This window comes from Pseudomonas sp. PVC-3-1 (assembly GCF_057444315.1).
This window is the reverse complement of the sequence record NZ_CM172023.1, coordinates 3,905,417-3,919,498: the sequence shown is the minus strand read 5'-3', so window position 1 is coordinate 3,919,498 and position 14,082 is coordinate 3,905,417. Positions and strand designations below refer to the sequence as shown.

General features: G+C 65.3%; 12 protein-coding genes. 7 read left to right on the top strand and 5 right to left on the bottom strand.

Annotated elements, in window-relative coordinates; genetic code table 11:
* Window positions 1–3: 3 nt before the first annotated feature.
* The 6 genes from AC2T4A_RS18315 (at window position 4) to AC2T4A_RS18290 (ending at window position 6,720) form a co-directional block, all read left to right on the top strand.
* A complete protein-coding gene (locus AC2T4A_RS18315) occupies window positions 4–1,236 on the top strand; it encodes a 3-methyl-2-oxobutanoate dehydrogenase (2-methylpropanoyl-transferring) subunit alpha (RefSeq protein ID WP_205335635.1) in 1,233 nt (410 codons plus the stop codon).
* Window positions 1,233–2,285, top strand: coding sequence for an alpha-ketoacid dehydrogenase subunit beta (locus AC2T4A_RS18310; protein ID WP_017518320.1), 1,053 nt, complete (start codon window positions 1,233–1,235; stop codon window positions 2,283–2,285). The genes AC2T4A_RS18315 and AC2T4A_RS18310 overlap by 4 nt, the downstream gene beginning before the upstream one ends.
* Window positions 2,286–3,569, top strand: a complete 1,284-nt coding sequence (locus AC2T4A_RS18305) for a dihydrolipoamide acetyltransferase family protein (RefSeq protein WP_486741450.1) — start codon at window positions 2,286–2,288, stop codon at window positions 3,567–3,569. It begins immediately after the preceding gene.
* A 17-nt stretch (window positions 3,570–3,586) separates the two neighbouring features.
* Entirely contained in the window at window positions 3,587–4,993 is a 1,407-nt protein-coding gene (gene lpdA, locus AC2T4A_RS18300) for a dihydrolipoyl dehydrogenase (RefSeq protein WP_486741449.1), read from the top strand.
* Between the two features lie 432 nt (window positions 4,994–5,425).
* Window positions 5,426–5,866, top strand: coding sequence for a type II 3-dehydroquinate dehydratase (gene aroQ / locus AC2T4A_RS18295; RefSeq protein WP_486741448.1), 441 nt, complete (start codon window positions 5,426–5,428; stop codon window positions 5,864–5,866).
* Between the two features lie 5 nt (window positions 5,867–5,871).
* Window positions 5,872–6,720, top strand: a complete 849-nt coding sequence (locus tag AC2T4A_RS18290) for a shikimate dehydrogenase (protein ID WP_486741447.1) — start codon at window positions 5,872–5,874, stop codon at window positions 6,718–6,720.
* Between the two features lie 132 nt (window positions 6,721–6,852).
* On the opposite strand, the gene AC2T4A_RS18285 is transcribed toward AC2T4A_RS18290, so the two are convergent.
* A complete protein-coding gene (locus AC2T4A_RS18285) occupies window positions 6,853–7,518 on the bottom strand; it encodes a TetR/AcrR family transcriptional regulator (RefSeq protein ID WP_486741446.1) in 666 nt (221 codons plus the stop codon).
* A 97-nt stretch (window positions 7,519–7,615) separates the two neighbouring features.
* Window positions 7,616–9,541, bottom strand: a complete 1,926-nt coding sequence (gene quiC / locus AC2T4A_RS18280) for a 3-dehydroshikimate dehydratase QuiC (RefSeq protein WP_486741445.1) — start codon at window positions 9,539–9,541, stop codon at window positions 7,616–7,618.
* Window positions 9,542–10,076: 535 nt separating this feature from the next.
* On the opposite strand from quiC, the gene AC2T4A_RS18275 reads away from it, so the two are divergent.
* Entirely contained in the window at window positions 10,077–11,411 is a 1,335-nt protein-coding gene (locus tag AC2T4A_RS18275; RefSeq protein WP_486741444.1) for an MFS transporter, read from the top strand.
* A gap of 56 nt (window positions 11,412–11,467) precedes the next feature.
* On the opposite strand, the gene AC2T4A_RS18270 is transcribed toward AC2T4A_RS18275, so the two are convergent.
* From AC2T4A_RS18270 to AC2T4A_RS18260, 3 genes are all read right to left on the bottom strand, one after another.
* Window positions 11,468–11,881 carry a cupin domain-containing protein gene (locus AC2T4A_RS18270; RefSeq protein WP_486741443.1) on the bottom strand — a complete coding sequence of 138 codons (414 nt, stop codon included), beginning with the start codon at window positions 11,879–11,881 and terminating at the stop codon, window positions 11,468–11,470.
* Window positions 11,882–12,249: 368 nt separating this feature from the next.
* The gene (locus AC2T4A_RS18265) at window positions 12,250–13,131 is read right to left on the bottom strand and encodes a Dyp-type peroxidase (protein WP_478379809.1); all 882 of its coding nucleotides are present in this window, start codon (window positions 13,129–13,131) and stop codon (window positions 12,250–12,252) included.
* An 82-nt stretch (window positions 13,132–13,213) separates the two neighbouring features.
* Window positions 13,214–13,807, bottom strand: coding sequence for a DedA family protein (locus AC2T4A_RS18260; RefSeq protein ID WP_478379810.1), 594 nt, complete (start codon window positions 13,805–13,807; stop codon window positions 13,214–13,216).
* Window positions 13,808–14,082: the final 275 nt, after the last annotated feature.

Genomic DNA, 14,082 nt, shown 5'->3' with positions numbered 1-14,082 from the left:
GCCATGACCGACTACGCCCCACTCCGCCTGCACGTCCCCGAACCCACCGGACGCCCAGGCTGCAAGACCGACTTCTCCTACCTGCATCTTTCGCCCGCCGGCGAGGTACGCAAGCCCGCCATCGACGTCGAACCGGCGCAGACCACCGACCTGGCCTTCAGCCTGGTGCGCGTGCTCGACGAGGACGGCAACGCCGTTGGCCCCTGGGCCCCGGAGCTGAGCCACGAGCAATTGCTGCGCGGCATGCGCCTGATGCTCAAGACGCGCATCTTCGACGCGCGCATGCTCACCGCCCAGCGCCAGAAGAAGATGTCCTTCTACATGCAGTGCCTGGGCGAAGAGGCCATCGCCACCGCCCACACCATGGCGTTGCGCGACGGCGACATGACCTTCCCGACCTACCGTCAGCAAGGCATCCTGATCACCCGCGACTACCCGCTCAAGGACATGATCTGCCAGCTGCTCTCCAACGAGCAGGACCCACTCAAGGGCCGCCAGCTGCCAATCATGTACTCCAGCCGCGAGAAGGGCTTCTTCTCGATTTCCGGCAACCTTGCCACCCAGTTCATCCAGGCTGTCGGCTGGGGCATGGCCTCGGCGATCAAGGGCGACACCAAGATCTCGTCCGCCTGGATCGGCGACGGCGCCACCGCCGAGTCCGACTTCCACACCGCCCTCACCTTCGCCCACGTTTACCGCGCGCCGGTGATCCTCAACGTGGTCAACAACCAGTGGGCGATCTCCACCTTCCAGGCCATCGCCGGCGGTGAAGGCACCACCTTCGCCAACCGTGGCGTGGGTTGCGGCATCGCCTCGCTGCGGGTCGACGGCAACGACTTCCTCGCCGTCTACGCCGCCTCGCAGTGGGCCGCCGAGCGCGCCCGGCGTGGCCATGGCCCAAGCCTGATCGAGTGGGTCACGTATCGCGCCGGCCCGCACTCCACCTCGGACGATCCGTCCAAGTACCGCCCCGCCGACGACTGGACCAACTTCCCCCTCGGCGATCCCATCGCCCGCCTGAAACAGCACCTGATCGGCCTCGGCATCTGGTCCGACGACCAGCACGAGGCGCTGAAGAAGGAACTGGAAGCTGAAGTGATCGCCGCGCAGAAAGAAGCCGAGCGCCACGGTTCCCTGGTGGATGGCCACGTGTTCAGCGCCGCCAACCTGTTCGACGACGTCTACAAGGACCTGCCGGAACACCTGCGCCGGCAGCGCCAGGAGCTTGGGGTATGAATGCCATGAACCCGCAACACGAGAACGCCCAGGCGGTCACCAGCATGACCATGATCCAGGCGCTGCGCTCGGCCATGGACGTGATGCTCGAACGCGACGACAACGTCGTGGTATTCGGCCAGGACGTCGGCTACTTCGGCGGCGTCTTCCGCTGCACCGAGGGCCTGCAGAAAAAATACGGCACCTCGCGGGTGTTCGACGCACCGATCTCCGAAAGCGGCATCATCGGCGCCGCCGTCGGCATGGGCGCCTACGGCCTGCGCCCGGTGGTGGAAATCCAGTTCGCCGACTACGTCTACCCGGCCACCGACCAGTTGGTGTCCGAGGCGGCGCGCATCCGCTACCGCTCGGTGAACGACTTCACCGTGCCCATGGTGGTGCGCATGCCTTGCGGCGGCGGCATCTACGGCGGGCAGACGCACAGCCAGAGCCCGGAGGCGATGTTCACCCAGGTCTGCGGCCTGCGTACCGTCATGCCGTCCAACCCCTATGACGCCAAGGGCCTGCTGATCGCCTGCATCGAGAACGACGACCCGGTGATCTTCCTCGAGCCCAAGCGCCTGTATAACGGCCCGTTCGACGGCCACCACGACCGGCCGGTGACCCCCTGGTCCAAGCACCCGGCCAGTCAGGTGCCCGAGGGTTACTACAGCGTGCCGCTGGACAAGGCCGCCATCGCCCGCCCCGGCTCCGAGCTGACCGTGCTGACCTACGGCACCACCGTCTATGTGGCCCAGACCGCCGCCGAGGAAACCGGCATCGACGCCGAGATCATCGACCTGCGCAGCCTCTGGCCGCTGGACCTGGACACCATCGTCGAGTCGGTGAAGAAGACCGGCCGCTGCGTCATCGTCCACGAGGCCACGCGTACCTGCGGCTACGGCGCCGAGCTGATGTCGCTGGTGCAGGAGAACTGCTTCCACCACCTCGAAGCCCCGATTGCCCGCGTCACCGGTTGGGACACGCCCTACCCGCACGCCCAGGAATGGGACTACTTCCCCGGCCCCGCTCGCGTCGGCGCGGCCTTCAAGCGCGCCATGGAGGTCTGAATGGGCACTCACGTCATCAAGATGCCGGACATCGGCGAAGGCATTGCCGAGGTCGAGCTGGTGGAGTGGCATGTCCAGGTCGGCGACGAGGTCCATGAGGACCAGTTGCTGGCGGAAGTCATGACCGACAAGGCCACCGTGGAAATTCCCTCGCCGGTGGCTGGCAGGATTCTCGCCCTGGGCGGCGTGCCCGGCCAGGTCATGGCCGTGGGTGGCGAGCTGATCCGCCTGGAAGTCGAAGGCCACGGCAACCACAGGGAAGCTGCGCAGCCCAAGTCCCACGAAGCAGCAGCGGCCCAGCCGGCGGCCAAGCCTGAACCGGCAGCCGAAGCGCCCAAACCCGTACCGCGCGTGGAGAGCAAACCGGTCGCCCCGGCCGCGCGCCCTGCCCCGTCGCCGGCCCCGCGCCGCGCGCCGGGCGAGAAGCCGCTGGCTTCGCCAGCGGTACGCCAGCGCGCCCGCGATCTGGGTGTGGAGCTGCAGTTCGTCCAGGGCAGTGGTCCGGCCGGACGCATCCTGCGTGAAGACCTGGAGCACTTCCTCGAACATGGCGGCGCGACCATCGCCTCCGGCTACGCCGCGCGCCATGACGAACACCAGATCCCGGTGATCGGCCTGCGTCGCAAGATCGCGCAGAAGATGGCCGAGGCCAAGCGGCGCATCCCGCACTTCAGCTACGTCGAGGAAATCGACGTCACCGATCTGGAGGCCCTGCGCGTCCACCTCAACACCAAGCACAGCGCGGCGCGCGGCAAGCTCACCCTGCTGCCCTTCATCGCCCGCGCCATGGTCGTCGCCCTGCGCGACTTCCCGCAGCTCAACGCGCGCTATGACGACGATGCCGACGTGATCACCCGCTACGGCGCGGTGCACCTGGGCGTCGCCACCCAGAGCGACAACGGCCTGATGGTGCCGGTGCTGCGCAATGCCGAATCCCGCGACCTGTGGGGCAACTCCGCAGAAGTCGCGCGCCTCGCCGAAGCTGCGCGCCACGGCAAGGCCAGCCGCGAGGAACTGTCCGGCTCGACCATCACCCTGAGCAGCCTCGGCGCGCTCGGCGGGATCGTCAGCACACCGGTGATCAATTACCCGGAAGTGGCAATCGTCGGGGTCAACCGCATGGTCGAGCGGCCCATGGTGATCAACGGGCAGATCATCGTGCGCAAGATGATGAACCTGTCCTCGTCCTTCGATCATCGGGTGGTCGACGGCATGGACGCGGCGGCCTTCATCCAGGCCGTGCGTGCCCTGCTCGAACATCCCGCCACCCTGTTCATCGACTGATGAGTGGAGCCAGAGACGTGAAACAGAACCAGACTCTCGAAACCACCCTGCTGGTGATCGGTGGCGGCCCCGGCGGTTATGTCGCGGCGATCCGCGCCGGCCAGTTGGGCATCCGCACCGTACTGGTGGAGGGCGCTGCCCTCGGCGGTACCTGCCTGAACATCGGCTGCATTCCCTCGAAAGCCCTGATCCACGCCGCCGAGGAATACCTCAAGACCCGCGAGTTCGCCGGCAAGTCGCCGCTGGGCATCAGCGTGCAGGCGCCGAGCATCGACATCCAGCGCACCGTGGAATGGAAGGACGGCATCGTCGACCGCCTGACCACCGGCGTCGCCGCGCTGCTCAAGAAGCACGGCGTCACCGTGGTCAATGGCTGGGCGAAGATCGTCGACGGCAAGACCGTGGAGGTCGATCTCACCGAAGGCGGCACCCAGCACATCCACACCGAGCACCTGCTGCTGGCGGCCGGTTCGAAATCCGTCGAGCTGCCGTTCCTGCCGGTGGGCGGCAATGTCATCTCCTCCACCGAGGCGCTGGCACCGAAGACGCTGCCCAAGCGCCTGGCAGTGGTTGGTGGCGGCTATATCGGCCTGGAACTGGGTACCGCCTACCGCAAGCTGGGGGTTGAGGTCACGGTGGTGGAAGCGCAGCCGCGCATCCTGCCGACCTATGACGAGGAACTGACCAAGCCGGTCGCCAACTCGCTGCGAAAGCTCGGCATCGAACTGTACCTGGGCCACAGCGTGATGGGCCTGGAGCCGGACGGCAAAGGCCTGCGCGTGCAGGACGGCGCGGGCTCGCAACGAGTGATCGAAACCGACCAGGTACTGGTTGCCGTTGGCCGTCACCCCAACACCGCGGGCTGGAACCTCGACACCCTGCGCCTGGACATGAACGGCCGCGCCGTGCAGATCGACGACCAATGCCGCACCTCCATGCGCGACGTCTGGGCGATCGGCGACATTGCTGGCGAGCCCATGCTGGCCCACCGCGCCATGGCGCAGGGCGAGATGGTCGCCGAGATCATTGCCGGCAAACGTCGCGCCTTCACCCCCACGGCCATCCCGGCGGTGTGCTTCACCGATCCGGAAGTGGTGGTGGTCGGACTGTCGCCGGAACAGGCACAGGCCGCGGGACACGAAGTGCTGGCCTCGAGCTTCCCGTTCGCCGCCAACGGTCGCGCCATGACCCTGGAATCCAGCGACGGCTTCGTCCGCGTGGTGGCGCGCAAGGACAACCACCTGATCCTCGGCTGGCAGGCGGTAGGCAAGGCAGTCTCCGAGTTGTCCACGGCCTTTGTGCAGTCCCTGGAAATGGGCGCCTGCCTGGAAGACATCGCCGGCACCATACACGCCCACCCGACCCTCGGCGAAGCGGTGCAGGAAGCAGCCCTGCGCGCACTGGGGCATGCACTGCACATCTGAATCCAGCGTCACCCTCCCCTGACCCGCCGCCTGGCGGGTCTTTTTTTGTCGGTCGGCTTTTCGTAGGACCGAGGGGGACGCCTAGTCCTTGCTCGCGAACCCGTTGTACCGCTGCGTAGATCGTTCGCGAGCAAGCTCGCTCCTACAGGGATTGTGCTGCTTGGAAGTTCTCCGCGGTCTTGAACCGATCGCGGACGTGTCCGCTCCTACCCATGGTCGATCACCGCACGGATTGTGGATTTCCAGGCCTCTTCTCATCGGGCGTGCAACCGAGGCATTCCCCGACGTTACCTTCGCATTAGGCACTCTCACTCGATTTTCGCCACAAGTTACCTTGGTCATCGCTCACATTGACCAAATTAACTATTTGGTACATTTTGCTTCGACAGGCCTTTCCATCATGGCCATACAAGAACAACGGAGCCCCTTCCCATGCCCCATACCCTGCTCGTGCTCAACGGGCCGAACCTCAACCTGCTCGGCACCCGCGAGCCGGCCACCTACGGCCACGAAACCCTCGACGACATCACAGCGCTCTGCCAGCACACTGCTGCCGAAAATGGCCTGGAAATCGAGTTCCGCCAGACCAACCACGAAGGCCAATTGATCGACTGGATCCACCAGGCGCGCGGTCGCTGCGCCGGCATCCTGATCAACCCCGCCGCCTGGACGCATACCTCGGTGGCCATTCGCGATGCGCTGGCCGCCGTGGAGCTGCCGGTGATCGAGGTGCACCTGTCTAATGTGCACAAGCGCGAGGAGTTCCGGCAGCACTCGTTCGTCTCCGCTGTCGCCGTGGGCGTCATCGCAGGGCTGGGCAGCGACGGCTACCGCGCTGGCATCCAGCACTTCGCCAAATTGCTTGAGGGGTGAGTGCCATGAACGACTACCGCACCGTGCTGGCCGGTCTGATCGGCGCCGGCATCCAGGCTTCGCGCACTCCCGCCCTGCACGAGCGCGAAGGCGACTCCCAGGGGCTGCGCTATCTCTATCGGCTGATCGACCTGGATAGCCTCGGCGTCGATGCCGGCGCCCTGCCCGACCTGCTCGCTGCTGCCGAACGCATGGGCTACACCGGGCTGAACATCACCTTTCCCTGCAAGCAGGCAGTGATTGGGCTGCTGCATGAGCTGTCCGACGAGGCGCGCGGCATCGGTGCGGTGAATACCGTGGTGCTTCGCGATGGCAAGCGCATTGGCCATAACACGGACTGCCTGGGCTTTGCCGAAGGCTTCCGGCGCAACCTCAGCGATGCACCGCGCGAACGTGTGGTGCAACTGGGCGCAGGAGGTGCCGGTGCAGCTGTGGCGCACGCGCTGCTCAGCGAAGGGGTGCGGCAACTGACGATCTTCGAAGTGGACTCGGCCCGCGCCCAGGCGTTGGTGGACAACCTCAACGCCCACTTTGGCGGTCAGCGCGCGCGGGTTGGTCATGACCTGGCCTGCGCGGTCGCCGAGGCTGACGGGCTGGTCAACACCACGCCGGTGGGCATGGCCAAGCTGCCCGGTGCGCCATTGCCGCTGGAACTGCTGCACGCCCGCCTGTGGGTGGCGGAGATCATCTACTTCCCGCTGGAGACCGAGCTGTTGAGGCATGCTCGCCGTCTAGGCTGCCGCACGCTGGATGGCGGCAACATGGCGGTGTTCCAGGCGGTGAAAGCGTTCGAGTTGTTCAGCGGCCTGGAGGCGGATGCCGAAAGGATGCTGGCGCATTTCGCAGCGATGTGATTTTCCATGGAGCGTAGGAGCGGACTCCGTCCGCGATCGGTTTGCCCAGCTTCATGGTCGATCTGAGCGGCGATGAGTCGATCGCGGACGAAGTCCGCTCCTACCCCAGCCTCTGCATCGCAACATACCGGCCTATGGCTGCACGTAGCGCAACACCGCCTCGACGATCATGTCCTTGTGCCGCGCCTTGATCGCCGGGTCTTCCAACTCGACCTGGAACAGCGAGCCCACGGTATGGCGGTTGGACACGCGATAGAAGCAGAACCCACTGATCAGCATGTGCACATCGATCGCCGGCAACCCGGCGCGGAAGGCACCGCTGGCAGCGCCGCGCTGGAGGATGTCCTCGATGGTGCGCAGGATGTTGCTGTTCATCGAGCGGATCGCCTCGGACCCTGCGGCGAACTGGCCGTAGTGGATGTTCTCAATGCTGACGATACGCACGAAATCCACGTTGCGATCATGGTGGTCGAAGGTGAAATCCACCAGCCGGCGCATGGCCTCCAGCGGCTCCAGCTCGGCCAGGTGCAGGGTCTGCTCGGTGCCGCGGATGTCGCCATAGAGCTTCTCCAGCACGGCCTGGTAGAGCTGATCCTTGCTGCCGAAGTAGTAGTAGATCATCCGCTTCGAGGTGTTCATGCGCTCGGCGATGGCATCCACCCGCGCGCCGGAAAGGCCCTGCTGGACGAACTCGACGATGGCCGCCTGGAGAATGTCCTCGCGGGTCTTCTCCGGATTGTTCTTGCGGCCCCGGCGGGTGGCTTCGGCGGGAATCGGCTGGGTGGCGCTGTCGGTCATGGCGAGAGATCGTCTGACCGGCGCCAGGGGCGCCGGTTTGCGGTGAAAGGATGCGCGGATTATGCGCCCGCGCGTCCTTCAGGCAAAGCGCAGCGGCTCAGACCTTCGGCCGCCGCGTGGTGCCGTTGCGCGCCTGGGCCATGGCCGCCAGGCGCACGGCGACGTTGGCCGCGCCGTAGCCGGCATAGCCGCGGCGACGCTGGATGATCTCGAAGAAGAAACGCTCTTCGAACGGTTCGGTGTACACGTGGAACAGCTCGCCGCCGCTGCCGTCGCGGTCGTAGAGCACATTGAAGTAGGCCAGCTCGCTGAGGAATTCGTCGTCGAAATCGAAACGCGCCGCGAGGTCGTCGTAATAGTTGAGCGGGATTTCCAGCAGCGGCACGCCGGCGTCCTTGGCCCGCGCCACCTCGGCGAAGATGTCCTCGCAGGCGAAGGCAATGTGATGGACACCGGAGCCGCGATAGCTCGACAGCGCGTGGGAGATCGCCGTGTTGCGATTCTCCGAGATGTTCAGCGGCAACCGCACGCTGCCGTTGGCGCTGCGCAAGGCACGGCTCTTCACCAGGCCATAGGGGTCGGGCAGCACCACTTCGTCGTCGGCCTCGAAGTCGAACAACCCCTTGTAGAACAGCACCCAGCTGTCCAGCCCGTCTGCCGGCAGGGCCATGGCCATGTGGTCGATGCGCTGCAGTTGGCCGCTGGGCCTGGAGTCCGGGTCCAGGCGGAAATCGATGTCGTAGATGGTCTGCCCGGTGGCGCGCTCTTCGGCGAGGTGCTCTTCAACCAAGTAAATAAGGCTGCCGTCCGGCGCACGCACGGCGGGAATCTCCCGCTCGTTGGGGCCGACCAGCCCGCGATACGGCTGGCCCTTGTAGTCCTGGGCGCGCTCCAGCGCACTGGCGGCATCGCGCACGCGCAAGGCGGTGGCGCACAGCGACGGGCCGTGGGCCTCGAAGAAGCTGTGGCCGAACGAATAGGGCTCGGCGTTGAGCACGATATTGATATCGCCCTGGCGAAGCAGACTCACCGCCTTGGAACGGTGTTCGCCAGCGCGGGCGAAGCCCAGGCGCTCCAGCCAGTTGCCCAGCCGCGCCCCCAGGGCTTCATCGACAGCGAATTCGAGGAATTCCACACCGTCCAGTTGGCTGGCCGGCGGCGGCGCGAACAGGCAGTCGAGTTGTTCCTTCGGCGTGCCTTCACTTTCGAGGCGGGCACGGGTCTTCTCCTCGAGATAGAGCAGCGAGCGCAGGCCATCGGCGGCGTTGGCGCGTGGCGGCGCAGCACGGAAACCATCGTTGAAGATTTCCAGCGACAGCGGGCCGCGATAGCCGCTTTTCAGGATCGGCGCGAGGAAGCCCGGCAGGTCGAACTCGCCCTGCCCGGGGAAATTGCGGAAATGCCGGCTCCACTCCAGTACGTCCATGGCCAGGATCGGCGCATCAGCCATCTGCACGAAGAAGATCTTCTCCCCTGGAATCTGCGCGATGCCGGCCGGGTCGCCCTTCAGCGACAGCGTGTGGAAGCTGTCGAGGATCACCCCCAGCGCCGGGTGGTTCACCTCGCGTACCAGGCCCCAGACCTCCTGCCAGGTGTTGACGTGGCGACCCCAGGCCAGGGCTTCATAGCCCACGCGCAGGCCGCGCGCACCCGCACGCTCGGCGGCCAGGCCGAGGTCTTCGAGGAGGAATTCGCGCTCGCCCAGAGAGTCGGTGGCGACGTTGCTGCACATCAGCACCAGGTCGGTGCCCAGTTCCTGCATCAGGTCGAACTTGCGCTCCAGGCGGTCGAGGTTGCGCGGCAGGCGATCGCGGCGGCAGCCTTCGAAGTCACGGAACGGCTGGAACAGGGTGATCGCCAGCCCCAGGTCGGCGCACCGGCGGCGGACTTCGCGCGGGCTGCCGCCGTAATAGAGGAGATCGTTCTCGAAGATTTCCACGCCGTCGAAACCGGCGGCGGCGATGGCTTCGAGTTTATCCGGCAGGGTTCCGCTCAAGGAAACGGTAGCGATCGAACGTTGCATCTCTGGACTCCTGCCGGGCGTGGTGAGGGGCTTGTTGGAATCGGTCTCCGGCTGAGTCTGATTATTCTGGCGGTCCGGGATGCCGGCAATTTAAAGTGTACTAACTGGTTAGTTTTGTGTTCGATTACCGAACCAAAGGCCGTTTATCGAATTGACGCTGTTCCGGCCGCTGCTCAAGATTTAGCCACGTCGACGCAATCCGGCTCGCCGGGGACCTGCCTCAATCCCCGTAACACCGACAGCCGCTGCGAGATGGCCTGCGTGTCATCCATAACAATTTCAAGAACGGGTAAATGCTCATGTACATCCCTCAACCTCGCCTCGCCGCCTCCATCCGTCATCCGCAAACCGTCCTGGCCCACCTGATGCCAGGCCAGTGCAGCCTGCTCGGGCGCCATCGCGCGCACTGATTTTCGCCAGCCACCGCACGTCTTTCCCAAGGCCTCGCCGATTAGCGGTGGGCCACGCGGAGCGCCTGCGGCACGACAATAATTCCTGAGGCTGCGCGTCAGCCCGATAACGGATGGCCCCGATCATGATCCATACGCAATCCGCTCCCCTTGCTGCGGCCGCTCCGCACGGTTCTTCCTTCTTCGGCAAGGTGCGTGGCGCCATGGCCGTCGGCAAGGTGCGCTGGGGCATGCTCGCCCTGGTGTTCTTCGCCACCACCCTGAACTACATCGACCGCGCTGCGCTGGGCGTGATGCAGCCGGTGCTCGCCGAGAAGATGGCCTGGACGGCCATGGACTACGCCAACATCAACTTCTGGTTCCAGGTCGGCTATGCCATCGGCTTCGTCCTGCAGGGCCGGCTGATCGACCGTATCGGGGTGAAGCGCGCGTTCTTCTTCGCCGTATTGCTGTGGAGCTTCGCCACCGGTGCCCACGGCCTGGCCAGTTCGGCGGCCGGCTTCATGGTCTGCCGCTTCATCCTCGGCCTGACCGAGGCGGCCAACTACCCGGCCTGCGTGAAGACCACGCGGCTGTGGTTCCCTGCCGGCGAGCGGGCCATGGCCACCGGCATCTTCAACGCCGGCACCAACGTCGGTGCCATGGTCACTCCCGCCCTGCTGCCGCTGATCCTCGCAGCCTGGGGCTGGCAGGCGGCGTTCCTGTGCATGAGCGCGCTGGGGTTCATCTGGGTCGTGCTGTGGAGCCTGAAGTACTTCAACCCCGAAGAGCACCCCACCGTCAGGCAGAGCGAGCTGGATTACATTCAGGAGGCCAACGAGCCGCCGGCCGAGCGCGTGCCCTTCTCCGCCGTGCTGCGCATGCGTGGCACCTGGGCCTTCGCCGTGGCCCTTTCGCTGACCGCGCCGGTGTTCTGGTTCTACCTCTACTGGCTGCCGCCCTTCCTCAACCAGCAATACGGCCTGGGCATCAGCGTGACCCAGATGGGCATCCCGCTGATGCTGATCTGGCTGACCGCGGACTTCGGCAGCATCGGCGGCGGCATTCTCTCGTCCTGGCTGATCGGCCGCGGCATGAAGGCGATCAACGCGCGCCTGCTTTCCATGTTCATCTGCGCCTGCGCGATCATCGGCGTGGTCTTCGCCGCCAAGGCCAGCGGCCTGTGGATCGCCGTGGGCGCCATCGCCCTGGGCGTGGGCGCGCACCAGGCCTGGACGGCGAACATCTGGAGCCTGGTAATGGACTACACGCCCAAGCATATGATGAGCACGGTGTTCGGCTTCGGCGGCATGTGCGCGGCGATTGGCGGCATGTTCATGACCCAGATCGTCGGTTACATCCTCACCGTCACCCACAACAACTATGCGGTGCTGTTCACCATCATCCCCACCATGTACTTCCTGGCGCTGACCTGGATGTTCTTCATGGCCCCGCGCAAGGTGCCGGGCGCGGCGCAGTGATCCTCCGCGCCTGAACGAGAACCCCGCCGATGGGCGGGGTTCTTCATTTCGGGGAGCTACTTCTTCAGCGGCGTCAGCACCGGCGCGCCCTCGTCCAGCAGCATCCACACCAGCAGTTTGGCCGGCTTCTTGTCGCTGGCGTTGCGCGACACCAGGTGCGGCGTGTTCGGTGCCTCGTACCAGGACTGGCCGGCCTGGTAGGTCACCGGCTTCTGCCCTTCCAGCTGGGAAATCACGGCACCCTCGAGCACATAGGCGAACACGGAACCGCTGTGCACATGGGCACCGGAGGACTGCCCGGGTTCGTAGGCAACCGTGATCATCAGGCCTTTCTTGCCTGCGGCGTCGGGGAGCTTCTGCTCCTGCTGGACTTCGATCTTTTCCTGGGTGGCATCGTGGGCGAAGAGCGGCAGGCTCAGCGCCAGGCCGAAGCCGGCGAGGAGGCATTTCAGGGAAGTGGATGGGCGCATGGGGGAATCCTCGAGCAGTCAGGTCGTGGGATTCACGCTACGCCTTGCGAGTTGGCCGACCAACAGCCAATTCCGCGGAAGATCGGGGTGCCATTCGTAGATACCGGATGGTGCGTGCCATGCGGGTTCGCGAGCAAGCTCGCTCCTACGAAGAACGGACCGGCTTTACCCGTAGGAGCGAGCTTGCTCGCGAACCGGCGCGCCTGCGCCGAAACACAACGGCGGAGCTCTCCAGAACGTAGGGCGCATAACGTTCGACGTTATGCGCCGGCTCTTCGCCCCACAGCGAAACGGCGTACAACCGCGAATGCACCGGCCCAACAAAAAGCCCTGCGCCATGGCAGGGCTCTTGCGACGCAGCAGGAGGATCAGCCCAGCAGCGCACTCAGGTCCAGCAGTCCATCCTTGCGCGGCGGGCACCAGTAGTAGCCACCGGTCAGCGGTCGGCTGAAGCGGTACAGCGCGTCGGTAATGCCGTCCTCCAGCCCGCTCATGCGACGCAGCTGCACTTCGAAGGCATCCAGGGTGCAGCCGAAGGCGAGGAACATCAGCCCGGCGTCCTGGCCCTGGGTCCAGGGCATGGAGCGGCGCACGATGAAGGCTTCCGGCTCGAAGCTCTCCTGGGCCGTGCGCTTGACGTGGGCGGACTCCGGCGCATCGTCCAGCTCCTCGTTGTCGCTCAGGCGACGACCCATGATGTCGTCGCGCTCGTGCTGCGGCAGCGCGGCGAAGTCCTGCAACTGGTGGCGCCACTGCTGGATCGCGGCGAAGCTGCCGCCAGCAAGCCCGGCGTCGCCCTCTACGATGGCGGCGGCGATGGCGTCATCGTCCTGCGGGTTCTCGGTACCGTCCTCGTAACCGGTCAGGTCGTGGCCGCTGCCGTGGCGGAAGGCCTCGGTCAGGCTGGTCAGCTCCAGCGCCGGGGCCAGCAGTGATTGCAGTTCCTGGGTGCGCAGCAGCAGACTGCCGCGCTCCTCACCACGCAGCCAGACCCACAGCGCATGCGGGGTGGACGGGTTGTCGACGCCCACGCCGGAGATCGCCGGGAACTCGCGCAGCCCGTCGATGCGGCGACCCAGCGCGCGCACCAACGACTCGCCGAAGCCAACCACCGCGTGCTCGCCATCGGCGAACTGCATCAGGCGGTCCAGCGCAGCCGGCAGGTCCTGCAGCGACTTCAGATCGAAGAACAGGTGGCGGGCGTGGGCGGGAACCGGGGTGGCGAGAATGCCGGGCTGGTAAAGGCTCATGACAGCGTCCTTGAACGAAAGAGCGGCGATTCTAATCGCCCCGCGCACGAATCCAAACCGCTCTGTATCAAGGACTTGGCGATCAGTTCGCGGATGTGCCGAGCTTGCGCTTGTGCCTGTGCCGCCCGTAGCGCCACAAGGCCAGACCACCGAACACCAGCGCCACCGCGACGAACACCGGCAGGCGGTAAGGCCGCAGGTTGCCCAGCCATTGCTCCAGCAACTGGCCGGCCCAGTATCCGGCACTGGCAAACAGCAGCGCCCAGCAGAAAGCGCCGAGCAGGTTGATCAGCAAAAAGCGCAGCGGCCCTACCCGGCTCGCGCCGATCAGTAGCGGCCCGGCCAGCCGCATGCCGTAAAGAAAGCGCACCGCAAAGATCGACAGGTGCGGATAGCGCTCGATCAAACCGGTCACCCGCTCGACGGCCAGCCCCCGCCGTTGTAGCCAGGGCACGGCACGGTCGCCCGCGCGGCGGCCGCCCCAGAAGAGCAACTGGTCGCCCAGCGTTCCCGCCAGCGTCGCCCAGAACACCACCGGGGTGAAGCCGAGCAAACCCTGGTGCGCCGCAATACCTGCCAACAGCAGTATCGATTCGCCCTCCAGCAGGCACCCGAGGAAAAGTACCGGATAACCGTAGCTGGAAAGCAGTTGAGCCAGATCGAAATGCTCGAACATGAACGCTCCTGAAAACGTGCCGTGCCAAGAGCCTAGCGGCTTGGCGGATGTTCTGCTTATCGAACATAGGCTGTAAAAAATAAACGACTAAACGGTCACCCAAGATCGTTAGCAACCAATCAAATCAATCCTTTAGCTACACCATTCGTCTAAGGATGTAATTTTTTTCGCTCATGAGCGATTCAAGTGTTTGACATATTTAACGGATTTGGCAGACTGCGGCCCGTTGTCGCAACTGGTTACGTTTTTCCGGCTCCCCTGCCTGGTGCACCGGA